General features: G+C 67.9%; 13 protein-coding genes. 10 read left to right on the forward strand and 3 right to left on the reverse strand.

Annotated elements, in window-relative coordinates:
• Positions 1–40 precede the first annotated feature (40 nt).
• Both LZD57_RS12720 and LZD57_RS12725 read right to left on the reverse strand, forming a co-directional pair.
• Entirely contained in the window at positions 41–1,318 is a 1,278-nt protein-coding gene (locus tag LZD57_RS12720) for an NAD(P)/FAD-dependent oxidoreductase (protein WP_233719852.1), read from the reverse strand.
• A 3-nt stretch (positions 1,319–1,321) separates the two neighbouring features.
• Positions 1,322–2,002, reverse strand: coding sequence for a haloacid dehalogenase type II (locus LZD57_RS12725; protein WP_233719853.1), 681 nt, complete (start codon positions 2,000–2,002; stop codon positions 1,322–1,324).
• 242 nt (positions 2,003–2,244) lie between these two features.
• Between LZD57_RS12725 and argE the strand changes: the two genes are divergently transcribed.
• The 9 genes from argE (at position 2,245) to LZD57_RS12770 (ending at position 12,965) form a co-directional block, all read left to right on the forward strand.
• A complete protein-coding gene (argE, locus tag LZD57_RS12730; RefSeq protein WP_233719854.1) occupies positions 2,245–3,387 on the forward strand; it encodes an acetylornithine deacetylase in 1,143 nt (380 codons plus the stop codon).
• A gap of 209 nt (positions 3,388–3,596) precedes the next feature.
• Complete coding sequence (locus LZD57_RS12735; protein ID WP_233719855.1) at positions 3,597–4,427, forward strand: GNAT family N-acetyltransferase; 831 nt, start codon at positions 3,597–3,599, stop codon at positions 4,425–4,427.
• Between the two features lie 20 nt (positions 4,428–4,447).
• On the forward strand, positions 4,448–5,830 hold the full coding sequence (locus LZD57_RS12740; RefSeq protein WP_233719856.1) for an aspartate aminotransferase family protein: 1,383 nt from the start codon (positions 4,448–4,450) through the stop codon (positions 5,828–5,830).
• A 5-nt stretch (positions 5,831–5,835) separates the two neighbouring features.
• Positions 5,836–6,765, forward strand: coding sequence for a 2-hydroxyacid dehydrogenase (locus LZD57_RS12745; protein WP_233719857.1), 930 nt, complete (start codon positions 5,836–5,838; stop codon positions 6,763–6,765).
• 274 nt (positions 6,766–7,039) lie between these two features.
• Complete coding sequence (locus tag LZD57_RS12750; RefSeq protein ID WP_233719858.1) at positions 7,040–7,747, forward strand: HAD-IA family hydrolase; 708 nt, start codon at positions 7,040–7,042, stop codon at positions 7,745–7,747.
• Positions 7,748–7,810: 63 nt separating this feature from the next.
• Positions 7,811–9,424, forward strand: coding sequence for an ABC transporter substrate-binding protein (locus LZD57_RS12755; RefSeq protein ID WP_233719859.1), 1,614 nt, complete (start codon positions 7,811–7,813; stop codon positions 9,422–9,424).
• A 75-nt stretch (positions 9,425–9,499) separates the two neighbouring features.
• Complete coding sequence (locus LZD57_RS12760) at positions 9,500–10,456, forward strand: ABC transporter permease (RefSeq protein ID WP_233719860.1); 957 nt, start codon at positions 9,500–9,502, stop codon at positions 10,454–10,456.
• Positions 10,453–11,304: an ABC transporter permease gene (locus LZD57_RS12765; RefSeq protein ID WP_233719861.1), complete on the forward strand. Its 852-nt coding sequence runs from the start codon at positions 10,453–10,455 to the stop codon at positions 11,302–11,304. The genes LZD57_RS12760 and LZD57_RS12765 overlap by 4 nt, the downstream gene beginning before the upstream one ends.
• Positions 11,304–12,965 carry an ABC transporter ATP-binding protein gene (locus tag LZD57_RS12770; RefSeq protein ID WP_233719862.1) on the forward strand — a complete coding sequence of 554 codons (1,662 nt, stop codon included), beginning with the start codon at positions 11,304–11,306 and terminating at the stop codon, positions 12,963–12,965. The genes LZD57_RS12765 and LZD57_RS12770 overlap by 1 nt, the downstream gene beginning before the upstream one ends.
• Positions 12,966–12,989: 24 nt before the next feature.
• Here LZD57_RS12770 and LZD57_RS12775 read toward each other — a convergent pair whose 3' ends face one another.
• Positions 12,990–13,478 carry an Lrp/AsnC family transcriptional regulator gene (locus LZD57_RS12775; RefSeq protein WP_233719923.1) on the reverse strand — a complete coding sequence of 163 codons (489 nt, stop codon included), beginning with the start codon at positions 13,476–13,478 and terminating at the stop codon, positions 12,990–12,992.
• A gap of 229 nt (positions 13,479–13,707) precedes the next feature.
• Between LZD57_RS12775 and LZD57_RS12780 the strand changes: the two genes are divergently transcribed.
• Complete coding sequence (locus tag LZD57_RS12780; RefSeq protein ID WP_233719863.1) at positions 13,708–15,033, forward strand: NAD(P)/FAD-dependent oxidoreductase; 1,326 nt, start codon at positions 13,708–13,710, stop codon at positions 15,031–15,033.
• The last annotated feature ends 46 nt before the right edge of the window (positions 15,034–15,079 follow it).

The following is a 15,079-nucleotide window of genomic DNA, read 5'->3' on the forward strand; positions in this document are numbered from 1 at the left end:
CCGTCGCCGACGACGTGCCGGCGCCGGTCGGCAACAGCCTCTACTGGAACTTGTCGAGCATCCGGTAATAGAGGCCGACCACGGGCAGGAACCACGGCTTGCCGAAATGGCCGGGAACGGCGTTCCAGTCCATGCCTTCCATCGGGTTGCGGTTTTGCTTGCCGGCCATCACCTCGCCCATGATCTCGCCGATATGGGTGGCAAGCTGCGCGCCGTGGCCGGAATAGCCCATGGCGTAATGGACGCCGTCCGCCTCGCCGGCCCGGGGGAACCGGTCCTTGGTCATGCCGACGAGCCCGCCCCAGCAATAGTCGATGTCGATACCGGCGAGATGCGGGAAGATCCCGGCGAGGCTTTCCGCCAGGATGCGGCCGGACTTTTCGTCGGACCTTGCATCGGACACAGCCGAAAACCGGGCGCGGCCGCCGAAGATCAGCCGGTTGTCGGGCGAGAGGCGGAAATAGTTGCCGATGTTGAGCGAGGTGACGCAGGTCCGGTTGCCGGGCATGGTCGCCGCGACCTCGTCGTCGCTGAGCGGCCGGGTGGCGAGGACGAAGCTGCCGACCGGGATCACCCGGCGCCTGAAGTGGCCGAACGGTCCTTCGGTATAGGCGTTGGTGGCCAGGAAGACGCGGTTCGCGGTGAGGCTTCCCCGCGGCGTCGTCAGCCGCCAGCCGGCGCCCTCCTTCGCGCGCGCCGTCACCGGCGCATTCTCCATGATCGCCGCGCCGTGCCGCGTGGCGGCCTCGGCCATGCCGTCGACGAAGCGGCCCATGTGCATCATGGCGCTCTTCTTCGACAGCATCGCGCCGTGAAAGGCCCGTGAGCCGATCTCGCCGCGCAGGTCCTCTTTCGACAGAAGCGCGGTGTCGGCGTCGACCTCCCGGTGGACCGCCTCGAAATTCCTGGCGATCGCCTCGAAATGTCCGGGCTTGGAGGCAAGCTTTAGCTTGCCGGCGCGCCGGAAACTGCAGTCGATCGCCTCTTCGGCGACGATCCGCTCGATCGTGTCCACGGCATCGTCGAAGGCGCGGTAGAGAGCCTTCGCCCGCGCCTCGCCGAGATGCTCCTTGGCGGCGAGATAGCCGTGGGCGAGCCCGTTGTTGAGGTGGCCGCCATTGCGCCCGGAGCCGCCGAAGCCGACCTGCCGGGCTTCCAGGAGAGCGACACGCGCACCGGCTTTCGCCAGCGTGCGCGCCGCCGACAGACCGGTGAAGCCGCCCCCGACGACGGCGACGTCGAACGTGCCCTCGACCGGTCCCTCGGCTGCGCCCGAAAAGCGCGGCGCGGTGTCGTGCCAATAGGATTTGAACTGCATGGCCTAGAGGCTCACCACCGCCGGAAGGCCCGAAACGTCGGGGATCTCCACGTAGCCGTAATAGGGATTGGCCGGCTCGTGGCCGCGATTGACCCAAACCTTGTTGGCGATGCCGAGATCGTGGGCCGACATCAGGTCGTAGCGGAAGGACGAGGAGCAGTGGAGAATGTCCTCGGGGCCGCAGCCGAGCTCATCCAGCATGTATTCGAAGGCCTGGAAGCGCGGCTTGTAGGCATTCGCCTGCTGGGCGGTGAAGACATGGGCGAAGGGCGCGCCGAGCTTTTCGACGTTCGACATGATCTGGGCGTCCATGGCGTTGGACAGGATGACGAGCGGGATCTCCTTCGCCACCTTCGCCAGCCCCTCCGGAACGTCGGGATGCGGACCCCATGTCGGCACCGCCTCGTAGAACTGCCGGGCCTCGGCCTCGACGAAGGCGACGCCGTTGCGCTTGCAGGTCCGTTCGACGGCGTTGACGACGACCTGGTCGTAGGGCTTCCAGTCGCCCATGATCTCGTCGAGCCGGTAGGCGGCGAAGTTCCGGATGAACCGTTCCAGGAGGTCGGGAGACAGGCGCGAACCGTAGATCTCCCGCGTCTTCTCGGCCATCTGGAAATGGGTCAGCGTCCCATAGCAGTCGAAGGTGATGAATTTCGGGCGGAACACGGGCGTCTTGCCTCTCATGGTGGGATCGGGTCGGCCGGCCGCCTCGAACGCTCGGCGGGGCGGCTTCGATCCTAACGCCCCCGAATGGCACGATTTCTAGTCTTCAGCGGACCGGACGAAGCAGATTGTTGCGAATGCGCGGGGAACGACGGCAAGGCCTGCCGAGCGTTTCGCGCCAGTCTTGGTGCAATCCGTTGCGCGCCCGGCGCGGGTCGCAACGGCTTTGTGGCAGACGCCACGCCTTCAGCGAGACGGTCCCGATGAATCCCCAGTCCATGTTGTCCAGCCTCGTCGCCTTCCGCTCCGTCGTCGGCACCCACAACGGCGCGTTGATCGACTACGTCCGGGACTTCCTGGCGATGCACGGCGTCGCCTCCGTGGTGATCGGCGGGCCGGAGGGCGATCGCTTCAATCTCTTCGCCACGATCGGCCCGGCCGGGGTTCCGGGCTACATCCTGTCGGGCCACGTCGACGTCGTGCCCGCCAACGAACCGGCCTGGACCGGCAACCCGTTCCGGCTGCGCGAGGTGGAGGGGCGGCTGGTCGGACGCGGCGCCGTCGACATGAAGGGCTTCGTCGCGGCGGTCCTCTCGGTCGTGCCGGACCTCGTGGCAATGGACCTCGCCCGCCCGATCCACATCGCGCTGTCCTATGACGAAGAGGCGGGCTGCCGCGGCGTTCCCCATCTCATCGAGAAGCTGCCGACCCTCTGCGCGCCACCGCTCGGCTGCATCGTCGGCGAGCCGTCGGGGCTGGTGCCGGTTCTGCGGCACAAGGGCAAGGCGGCGCTGAGGATCCTGGCCGAGGGCAGGTCCGGCCACTCGTCGCGGCCCGATCTCGGAACCAACGCGATCCACGTGATCCTGCCGGCCCTCACCGCCATGGCGGAAGCGGCGGAAGCCCAGCGCCTCTCGGGGCCGCGCGATCCGCACTTCGCGCCGCCCTACTCCACGATCCAGATCGGCAGGATCACCGGCGGTGAGGCGCTGAACGTCATTCCGGAGCGCGCCGGCGCCGAGATCGAGGCGCGGGCGATCGCCGGCGTCGATCCCCTGGCGCTGCTGGAGCCGGCGCTGAAGATCGTCGCGGCGAACGACTGTCTATCCGCCGAGATCATCGCCAGCTATCCGGGGCTGGCGCTGGGTGAGGATCATCCGCTGGCGGCGCTGGCGGGCGAACTGTCCGGCCATCCGCCGCTCGCCGCCGTCAGCTACGGGACCGAGGCGGGGCTGTTCCAGGCGGCGGGCATTCCCTCCGTCGTCTGCGGGCCGGGCGACATCGCCCGCGCCCACAAGCCGGAGGAGTACATCACCGTCGCGGAACTGCAGGCCGCCAGCAAGATGGTCCTGCGCCTCGGCCGCAGGCTGTCGGGCGCGACCGCGCAAGGGGCCGCGGCGCAGTGAGACGGAGTTCGGCGGACCCGTTCGGGGTTGCCGGACTTCATCTCAGCCCGGCCCACCCGACCGGCGCGCCGGCGCGGCGCCGCAATTTGCTGCGGCCATCGCCGCCGCCCGCGGCCGGATATTCCGTCGCCCGGCCGGCCGCCGAAAGCATCTTCCTTCCGGACGCTGCTACGACTGGACGAATGACGACCATCCAGAACGCTTGCCCGATGCCCGGACTCCAGATCTTTCCGTTCACGGCCGATCATCTCGAAGCCGCCGTCGCGCTCTCGCGCAGGGAAGGCTGGCCGCATCGCCCGCAGGACTGGGCGCTGATCGCCGAACTCTCGCACGGGATCGTCGCGACCGAGGGCGGGCGCGTCGTCGGCACGGCCTTCTGCACGCCCTTCGGCGACGGCGTCGCGATGCTCGACATGATCATCGTCGACGAGACCATGCGTGGCCGCGGGCTCGGCAGGCGCCTCGTCGAGACGGTCATGCAGGCCGCCGGCGAGCGATCGTTGCGGCTCACCGCGACCAAGGCCGGCCTGCCGCTCTATGCCAAGCTCGGCTTCGTCGAGGCCGGACGGATCCTCCAGCACCAGGGCGAGGTCGCCGCCGTGCCCCCGCCGGACGGGGTCGAGGACGCCGGGCCAGCCGATCGCGAGGCGATCGTGGCGCTCGACCGGCAAGCCTTCGGCGCCGACCGCGGCGCGCTTTTCGGGCACCTTCTGGCCGAAGGCGAGGCGGTCGTCGTCCGCAACGATGGTCGCGTCGCCGGCTTTGCCGTCCGTCGACCTTTCGGCCGTGGCGAGGTCGTCGGCCCGGTCGTCGCGCAGGACGAGGAGACGGCAAGGCGCCTGATCGCCGCCCATTTCGCCCGCCGCCAAGGCGCATTTCTGCGGGTCGACACGCCCGCCGAACACGGCCTCGGGCTCTGGCTCGCAGCGCAGGGCCTCGCCCCGGCCGGCGGCGGCGTGGCGATGACCCGCGGCGCGCCCCGTTCGACCGAACGATCCACCGCGCGGACCTACGCGCTCACCTCCCAGGCCCTCGGCTGACCACATCTCGGAGAAACCCGATGCTCTCCAACTCCCTCGTCGAACTCGACAGGCAGCACCTGATCCATCCGCTCGCCTCGCCGCGCGGGCACGAGCGCAGCGGGGTGCGCGTCCTCGCCTCCGCCAAGGGCGCGACGCTGACCGACGGCGAAGGCCACCGGCTGCTCGACGGTTTCGCCGGCCTGTGGTGCGTCAACGCCGGCTACGGACACGAAAGCGTCGTCGAGGCGGCGGCCGAGCAGATGCGCCGGCTGCCCTATGCCACCGGCTATTTCGACATGGGCTCGGAACCGGCGATCCGGCTCGCGGCCGAACTTGCCGAGCGGGCGCCGGGCGATCTCGACCACGTCTATTTCACGCTCGGCGGGTCGGATGCGGTGGACAGCACGATCCGCTTCATCCGCTACTACAACCACGCCCGCGGCACCCCGCAGAAGGACCAGTTCATCTCGCTCGCGCAAGGGTTCCACGGCTCCTCGACGGCCGGCGCCGGGCTGACCGCCCTGCCGGGATTCCACTTCGGCTTCGGCGTGCCCTTCGACTGGCAGCACAAGATCTCGTCCCACTACGTCTATCGCAATCCCGTCGGCCAGGATCCGGCGGCGATCATCGCCGCCTCGGTGGCCGAGCTGAGGGCCAAGGTCGAGGAGCTCGGCGCCGAGCGCGTCGCGGCCTTCTATGCCGAGCCGATCCAGGGGTCGGGCGGTGTGCTGGTGCCGCCAGCGGGATGGATGAAGGCGATGGCCGAGGCCTGCCGGGAGATGGACATCCTGTTCGTCGCCGACGAGGTGATCACCGCCTTCGGGCGGACCGGACCGCTTTTCGCCTCAGAGGACGAGGGCATCGTTCCGGACTTCATCACCGTCGCGAAGGGGCTGACCTCCGGCTACGCGCCGCTCGGCGCCGTGCTGATGGCCGATCACGTCTACCAGGCCATCGCCGACGGCGCCGGCGAAGCGCTGATCGGCCATGGCTACACCTATTCCGGCCACCCGGTCAGCGCCGCGGTCGGCCTGGCGGTGCTGCGGCTGTACGAAGACGGCGGCCTCTTGGAAAACGGCCGCAAGGCCGGCGCGCGGCTGATGGCCGGGCTGCACGGTCTGTCCGACCATCCGCTGGTCGGCGACGTCCGGGGTCGCGGCATGCTGGCGGCGATCGAACTCGTCACCGACAAGGCGGCGAAGACGCCGCTGCCGGCCGCCGCCGAGGCCTCCCGGCGGATCTTCGACCGGGCCTATCGCGCCGGCCTGATCGTCCGCGCCTTCGCCAACGGCGCGATCGGGTTCGCGCCGCCTCTGTGCTGCACGCCCGAGGAGATCGACGAGATGGTCGCGCGCACCCTCCGCGTCCTCGACGAGACGCTCGACGATCCGGACGTGCGCTCGGCGATGACGGGCGCCTGAGCGCCGTGGCGCTGCTCTACCTCTCCGGCGCCGAGCGCGCCGCCGTCTGGCGGCCGATCTTCGAGCGCGAGTTGCCGGACGTGCCGTTCCTCGACGGCGAGGCGGCGGTCGCAGATCCCCGGGACGTCCGCTTCATCGCCGCCTGGACGCTGCCGGCGGGCATCGTCGAGCGCTACCCCGGGCTCGAGATGATCCTGTCGGTCGGCGCCGGCGTCGATCAGCTCGATTTCGCCGCCCTGCCGGAACAGGTGGCGGTGGCGCGGATGATCACCCCGTCGATCGGCGAGATGATGCGCGACTACACGCTGCTCGGCGTCCTGGCGATGCATCGCCAGCTGCCGCGCTACCTGGACCAGCAGCGGCAGAAAGTCTGGAAGGCCGGCCCGGTGGAACTGGCCCGCCGCCGGCGGGTCGGCGTCCTCGGGCTCGGACAGCTCGGCCGCGCGACGATCGATGCGCTGCTGCCGCTGGGGTTCCAACTGGCCGGCTGGTCCCGCACACCGCGGACGATCGCCGGGGTGGAGACGTTTGCGGGAACGGCCGGGCTGCGGCCGTTCCTTTCGCGCACCGACATCCTGGTCTGCCTGCTGCCGCTGACGCCCGAGACCGAGAACATCCTCGACGCCGATCTCTTCGACGCGCTGCCCGAAGGCGCATGCCTGGTTCACGCCGGTCGCGGCCGGCATCTGGACCATGACGCGCTGCTCGCGGCCCTGGATCGCGGCCGGCTTGCCGACGCCTTCCTCGACGTGACGGACCCCGAGCCGCTGCCGGCCGAGCACCGCCTCTGGACCCATCCGCAGGTGATCCTGACGCCGCATGTGGCCACCGTGACCGACTTCGAGGAAGGGGCGGTCTGCGCCGTCGAGTGCATCCGCGCGCATCTGGCCGGTCGCCCCGTGCCGGGCCGCGTCGACAGAGCTAAGGGTTACTGATTAGGCACTGCGGAAAATATCGCCACGGGCGCGATTTCAAAACAAAATGCCGCGGCGACGGGGCGTTTCGGGTTTTCTTGGATCGCAGTCCTGCGACAGTCTGGTGGAGGACGGCGACCGCAGGCGGCAGAAAGCCCGACAGGGCCGTGGACTGCACGTCGAAGACCCCGGGGTCCGCAACATCCCTCGGGACAAATCAAGGTCTGCCATCACGGAACAATATGCCGTTCGACTTTCGCGGCGCCGAGGTCGTACGTGCAGAGGAGCGCATCGCGTGGACAAAGCACTGACCCATTTCAAGGTGTTGACGTTCGACGTCGTCGGGACCCTGATCGACTTCGAGGCGGGACTGACCGGCGGTCTGGAGGCCATCGCGGCGGACCATGGCCTCACCGTCGACGGCGAAGCGGCGCTGGCGATCTACGGGCAATGCCGCCGCGACGCGGAGGCCGGCAAGTTCCCCGACGACGTCGCCCGCTGCTACGGCGTCATCGCCGCGAGGACCGGTCTGCCGCGAGGGCCGGAGCAGGGTGCGCGGATGGTCGAGGCGGTCGCGGCCTCTCCGGCCTTTGCCGACAGCGTCGAGGCGCTGTCGCGGCTGTCCCGAAGGTTCAAGCTCGTCGCCATGACCAATGCCCAGCGCTGGGCCTTCGAACGCTATGCGGAGGTGCTCGGACGGCCGTTCTACAAGGGCTTCACCACCGACGACACGGGCACCGAGAAGCCCGATCCGGCCTTCTTCGACTTCGTCCTCGCCGATCTGGCGAAAGACGGTTTCGGCAAGGCCGACATCCTGCATGTCGCCCAGAGCCAATATCACGACATCGGCATCTCGCGGCAGCTCGGCCTGACCAATTGCTGGATCGAGCGGCGGCACGGGCGCCCCGGCAGCGGCGGCACGATCGCCCCGGAGAGCTTCACCCGGCCGGACTTCCATTTCACGTCGCTCGCCGCACTGGCGGATGCCGTCGAAGCGCAGTGAGATCTTCTCCAATCCCGCACCAAGACGGGCTCGCCACCTGCTGACACGAAAAGGGGTCGACGCATGAGCCATGACACTGTGACGAACTGGACCGGTCGCGACGATGCGATGGTCGAGCATGCCATCCGCCGCGGAGCCACCCGCCGCGACCTCCTGCGCCTGTTGATGGCGAGCGGCATCGGCCTTGCCGCCGGCGGCACGATCATCGGCCGCGCCACACGGGCCTTTGCCGAGACGCCGAAATCCGGCGGCTCGATCACGGCCGCCGGCTGGTCGGCCTCCACGGCCGATACGCTCGATCCCGCCAAGGGCTCGCTGTCGACCGACTACGTCCGCGCCTGCGCCTTCTACAACCGCCTGACGTTCCTCGAAGAGGGCGGCGACGTGCGCATGGAGCTCGCCGACAAGCTCGAGACGCAGGACGCCAAGACCTGGACGCTGACGCTGCGCCCCGACGTGACCTTCCACGACGGCAAGACGCTCACCACCGACGACGTCATCTATTCCCTGCAGCGCCACAAGGACCCGGCCGTCGGCTCCAAGGTCAACGCCATGGCCAAGCAGATGGAGAGCTTCAAGAAGGTCGACGACAAGGTGATGGAGATCGTGCTGAGCGCTCCCAACGCCGATCTGCCGATCATCCTGGCGCTGCACCACTTCATGATCATCGCCGACGGCACGACCGATTTTTCGACCGCCAACGGAACCGGCGCCTTCAAGTGCGAGGTCTTCGAGCCCGGCGTGCGCTCCGTCGGCGTGAAGAACGAGAACTACTGGAAGGACCAGCTTCCCTATCTCGACAGTTTCGAATTCATCGCGATTTCCGACGAGCCGGCCCGCATCAACGCGCTGCTTTCAGGTGATATCGCGCTGGCGGCGGCGATCAATCCGCGGTCGATGCGACGTCTGGACGGCGTGGACGGCGTCAGCCTCTCGCAGACGACGTCCGGCAACTATACCGATCTCAACGTCCGACTCGACATGGATCCGGGCGACAAAGCCGGCTTCGTCGAGGGTATGAAGTATCTGATCAACCGCGAGGTGATCAAACGCTCGATTTTGCGCGATCTGGCGGTGGTGGCCAACGACCAGCCGATTTCGCCCAACGACAAATATTACAACAAAGAGCTCCCGGCGAAGGAATACGACCCGGACAAGGCGAAAAGTCTGTTCGAAAAGGCTGGCGTGCTCGGCCAGACCATCCCGATCATCACCTCGGATGCGCCGAACTCGGCTGTCGACATGGCCACCGTCGTGCAGCAGGCCGGCCAGGAGATCGGCATGCCGTTCGACGTTCAGCGCGTTCCTTCCGATGGCTACTGGTCGAATTACTGGCTGAAAGCGCCCATCCATTTCGGCAACATCAATCCGCGGCCGACGCCCGATATCCTGTTCTCGCTGCTCTACGCCTCGGACGCGCCGTGGAACGAGAGCCACTACAAGTCCGAGAAGTTCGACAAGATGCTGGTCGAGGCGCGCGGCTCGCTCGACGAAGCCAAGCGCAAGGCGATCTACGACGAGATGCAGGTGATGGTCTCCGAGGAGGCCGGCACGATCATTCCGGTGTGGATCTCCAACGTCGACGCCCTTTCCTCCAAATTGAAGGGTATGCGCGCGAACCCGCTCGGCGGCATGATGGGCTATGCCTTCGCCGAGTACGTCTGGCTCGACGACTGATCCTCCGACCTTTCGGCCGGGCGCTCTTCGCCCGGCCGTTCATTCATTCGCGGATCACGGGGAGCCGTCGCCATCATGAATGCCCTCATCGCGCGACTTGTCGCCAAGCGCCTGGGGATCATGCTGATCTCTCTCCTGGTCGTCGCCTTCGCGGTGTTCTTCGCCACCGAGCTTCTTCCCGGCGACGTCGCCCAGATCCTGCTCGGCCAGGCCGCGACGCCGGAGGCCGTAGCCGGCCTCCGCAAGTCGATGCATCTCGACCAGCCGGCCTTCCTGCGGTTCTTGTACTGGCTCGGCGGGCTCCTGACCGGCGATCTCGGGCGCTCCTATGCCAACAATCGCGAGGTCGCGGATCTCATCGCGGGACGGCTGGCGAATTCGCTCGAACTCGCCTTCGTCACGACGCTGTTCTCGGTGCCCATCGCCCTCACCCTCGGCATCACCGCGGCGATGTTCCGGGGGTCGACCTACGACCGGCTGGTCCTGGTCTTCACCGTTTCGGTGATCTCGATCCCCGAATTCATGGTGGCGACGCTCGCCGTCATGATCTTTGCGGTCTACCTGAAATGGTTGCCGGCCCTGTCGGTCGCCAGTGATGTCGAAGGACTCGGCGAGCTCCTGCGGATCTACGCGATGCCGGTCATCACACTGTCCTTCGTCGTCTCGGCGCAGATGATCCGGATGACGCGTGCGGCGGTGATCGACACCCTCGACACCGCCTATGTCGAGATGGCTCTGCTCAAGGGCGCATCGCGCCGGCGGATCGTGCTGAGACATGCGCTGCCGAACGCGCTCGGCCCGATCGTCAACGCCATGGCCCTGTCGCTCTCCTACCTGCTGGGCGGCGTCATCATCGTCGAGACGATCTTCAACTATCCGGGCGTGGCGAAACTGATGGTGGACGCGGTCTCCACCCGCGATCTTCCGCTCATCCAGTCCTGTGCGATGATCTTCTGCGTCAGCTATCTCCTTCTGATCCTGATCGCCGACCTCGTCGCGATCATGGCCAACCCGCGGCTGCGGAACCAATGACGATGACGACGACAGCTTCCGCCCGCAAAGGTCGCTTCGGCTGGCACATGAACGCCGTCGGCATCATCGGCGCCGCGATCATCCTGTTCTGGATGGTGGTGGCGATCGCTGCGCCCTGGATCAGCCCCTATCCGGTCGGCCAAATCGTCGATTTCGACTATTACGGGCCGATGTCGGCGCAGTTCTGGCTCGGCACCGACTATCTCGGCCGCGACATGCTGTCCCGCGTCTTGATGGGCGCGCGCTACACCGTCGGCATCTCACTTGCCGCCGTCGCCATCGCCTGTTTCGTCGGGGTGACGCTCGGGATGATCGCGGCGGTCGTCGGAGGGTGGTTCGACGCGATCCTGTCACGCTTCCTCGACGCGCTGAACTCGCTTCCCTCCCTGATGTTCGGCCTCGTCGTGGTCGCCGCGGTCGGCAGCTCGATGACAGTGCTCGTCCTGACGATCGCCGTGCTCTACGCGCCCGGCAGTTACCGTTTCGCCCGGGCGCTCGCCGTCAACGTCAATGCCATGGACTTCGTCACGGTGGCGCGGGCGCGCGGCGAAGGCACCATCTACACGATCCGCGAGGAGATCTTCCCGAACATCATCGGCCCGGTTCTGGCCGATTTCGGCCTGCGCTTCGTCTTCATCGTGCTGCTGCTCTCCGGTCTGTCCTTTCTCGGACTCGGCGTTCAGCCGCCGAACGCGGATTGGGGCGCGCTGGTGCGCGAGAACATCGGCGGGCTGTCATTCGGGGCTCCGGCGGTGATCATGCCCTCGATCGCCATCGCCAGCCTGACGATCTCGGTCAACATGCTGATCGACAACCTTCCCCGGCGGATCCGCGACAGGAGCGAATGATGGGCAACGTCGTCGAAATCCGCGATCTGCACGTCAGCGCCAGGACCGATTCCGGCCGCACGGTCGAGATCATCAAGGGCGTCGACCTGAACGTCGGCGCGGGCGAGATGGTCGCCCTCATCGGCGAAAGCGGCTCGGGCAAGACGACGATCGCCCTGACGCTACTCGGCCACACGCGCACGGGCTGTTCGATCCGAAAGGGTTCGGTCCGTGTCGCCGGCCGGGACGTCGTGGCGATGTCGGGGGCCGAGCGGCGGCGGCTGCGCGGCCGGCAGGTCGCCTATGTGCCGCAATCGGCAGCGGCGGCCTTCAATCCCTCGCAGACCATCATGGACCAGGTCGTCGAGGTCGCGAAGATCCACCAGCTGATGCCGATGGAAGAAGCCCGGCAGAAGGCGATCGGGCTGTTCCGCGCCCTGGCGCTGCCCGATCCCGAGACGATCGGCCTGCGCTATCCGCATCAGGTGTCGGGCGGGCAGCTGCAGCGTCTTGCCGCCGCCATGGCGCTGATCGCCGATCCCGAGGTGATGGTGTTCGACGAACCCACCACGGCGCTCGACGTCACCACCCAGATCGAGGTGCTGCGGGCCTTCAAGTCGGTGATGCGCGAACGCGGCATGGCGGGCGTCTACGTCTCGCACGATCTCGCCGTCGTTGCCCAGATCGCCGACCGCATCGTCGTCCTGAAGGGCGGCGAGGTGCAGGAGGAGGGCGCCACCGAGCAGATCGTCACGGCGCCGAAGCACGGCTACACCAGGGCGCTGATCGACGCCTTCCATCCGAGGCCGCACGAGGCCGCAGCGACGGAGCGGCCCGGTCCGGAGACGCCCGTCCTGGAAGTGACGAACCTCACCGCCGGCTACGGCGCGATCGGCCGGGACGGCCGGCCGGAATATCTCGCGCTGAAGGACGTGAGCTTCCGCCTCGAGCGGGGCAGGAGCCTCGGGGTGATCGGCGAATCCGGCAGCGGCAAGTCGACCCTGGCGCGGGCGATCGCGGGCCTGCTGCCGCCGGCGATCGGCCAGATCAGGATGGACGGGGTGGAACTCGGGCGACGCACGAAAGACCGCTCGAAGGAGGATCTGCGCAAGCTGCAGATCGTCTTCCAGCTGGCCGACACGGCGCTCAATCCCAACCGCTCGGTGGGGGCGATCCTGTCACGACCGCTGACCTTCTATCACGGCACGCGGGGCCGCGAATGCGAGGCGGAGGTCGACCGGCTCCTCGACATGGTCCGGCTGCCCAAGGCCTTGAAGCACCGGCTGCCGCCGGAACTGTCCGGCGGGCAGAAGCAGCGGGTCAACTTCGCCCGGGCCCTCGCCGCCAGGCCGGAGCTGATCCTGTGCGACGAGATCACCTCGGCGCTCGACACCGTGGTGGCCGCTGCGATCCTCGATCTCCTCGACGAACTGCAGCGCGAACTCGGCCTCACCTACGTGTTCGTCAGCCACGACCTGTCGACGGTGGAGGCGGTCTGCGACCGGGTGCTGGTGATGTATCAGGGCGAGAAGGTCGAGGAGATGCCGACCTCGCGCATGAAGTCGGGCGCCGAGCATCCCTATTCGAAGCTCCTGATCGCCTCGGTTCCGCAGCTCGACACGGGGTGGCTGGACGGGCTGGACCGGGAGCGCGCGTCCCCCGGCGCCGAGGCCGGGCGCTGACCGGGACGGCCCTTGCGACCGTCGTCAGGCCGAAAGCTTCTCGCCGAACAGGTTGTTCAGCGGCAGGTGGTTCTTGATGAAGGGCGACTTGATGACCACGAAGCTGAAATACTTGTCGATGCCGACGTCCTGATCGATCAGGTTCTCGATGATCGTCTGGTAGTGGACGATCCCGGCGGTGATGAACTTCAGGAGATAATCGTAGCCGCCCGAGACCAGATGGCATTCGACGCAGGCGTCGATCTTCCTGACGGCGGCCTGGAACCGGTCGAAATCCACATGGCGGTGGTTCTTCAGCGTCACTTCGGTGAAGACCGTCAGGATCTCGCCGAGTTTGGCGATGTCGATCTGGGCGGAATAGCCGGTGATGTAGCCCGCCGCCTGCAGCCGCTTCATCCGCGTCAGGCAGGGGCTCGGAGACAGGTTCACCAGTTCGGCGAGTTCGACGTTGGTGATGCGCCCGTTCTTCTGGAGCTCGCACAGGATCTTCACGTCGATCATGTCGAGCTTCATCCGCGTACCGGTGGTGAGCATGTCGTCTCCGCTGCGAGGCTTACGGCAGATTATTCCGCCAGCTTGATCCGACTCCGTCCCACTGGCAAGCCGCCATCGGAGGAGACACCCGAAAATGAACTGCCGCTCCCTGCGCCGAACGCGGCAGATCATGCCGAACCGCCGCGCCGATCGACCGACCCCTCACGCGCCGCCGGGGCTAGATTGCGGCCAGCGTCAGGAGTGAGACATGCCCGCCCCCTTGGTCACCATCGCGTCCTCCGGGACTTTGCCCGCGGCAGCCGACGTCGTCGTCGTCGGTGGCGGCATCGTCGGGGTCTGTGCGGCGTATTTCCTGGCGCGGGGCGGCCTGAAAGTGGCGCTTCTCGAAAAGGGCCGGATCGGCGCCGAGCAGTCGAGCCGGAACTGGGGCTGGTGCCGGCAGCAGAACCGCGATGGCCGCGAACTGCCGATGGCGACGCAGAGCCTCGCGCTGTGGGAGGAGATCCAGTCCGAACTCGGCCGGGATCTCGGCTTCCGGCGCTGCGGCCTGCTCTATCTCTCCGACGACGAGGCGGAGATCGCCGGCTGGGCGAAATGGCGCGATTTCGCGGCGGGCGAGGGCGTCGTGACCCACATGCTGGGCGCCGCCGAGGCGGGCGAACGCGGCGCGGCCACCGGCAAGCCCTGGAAGGGCGGCGTCTTCTCGCCGAGCGACGGCATCGCCGATCCCTCCCGGGCGGCACCGACGATCGCCGGGGGCGTGATCGCCCATGGCGGCACGGTCCATCAGTTCTGCGCGGCGCGCGGGCTCGAGACGGAAGCCGGCAGGGTCTCCGCGGTCGTAACCGAAAACGGCACGATCCGAACCCCCCGGGTCGTGCTCGCCGGCGGCGCCTGGGCGTCGTCCTTCTGCCGGCAGCTCGGCATCGTCTTTCCGCAGTCCTCGGTGCGCTCGTCGATCCTGTCGCTCATGCCCGGCGCCAGGACCATTCCCGACGCGCTGCATACGGCAGAGGTGTCGGTGACCCGGCGTGGCGACGGCGGCTGCACGCTGGCCGTTTCCGGCCTGGCGAGCGTCGACCCGACGTTTCAGCAGCTTCGCTTCGCCCGCAGCTTCCTGCCGATGTTCGCCAAGCGCTGGCGGGTGCTCGCGCCGGGCGATCTCTCGGCGCTCAAGGCGGGGCACGAGACGCTGCGGCGCTGGGCGCTCGACCGGCCGACGCCGATGGAGAGGATGCGCGCGCTCGATCCGCGGCCTTCCCGAAAAGCGATCGAGCTGATCCTCGAACGGGCACGCCGGCTGATTCCCGAGCTGACGTCGATCCCGGTTCAGGCGGCCTGGGCGGGCTATATCGACTCGACGCCGGACGGCGTGCCGGTCATCGATCCGGCGGCGGGACCGGAGGGCTTTCTGCTCGCGGCCGGCTTTTCCGGCCACGGCTTCGGGATCGGCCCGGGGGCCGGGCGGCTCATCGCCGACCTCGTCGCCGGCGATCGGCCGACGCTGCAGCATCGGCACTATGCGCTGTCGCGCTTCGGCCGCGGCGCGTGGGGAGAGGTCTCCGACTTCTGATGGACGGGTTCGACGAGCGGCCACGCCGGCGTGCTTTCCCGGCGGC

The sequence above is a fragment of the Jiella avicenniae genome, assembly GCF_021390325.1.
GTDB classification, from domain to species: Bacteria; Pseudomonadota; Alphaproteobacteria; order Rhizobiales; family Rhizobiaceae; genus Jiella; species Jiella avicenniae.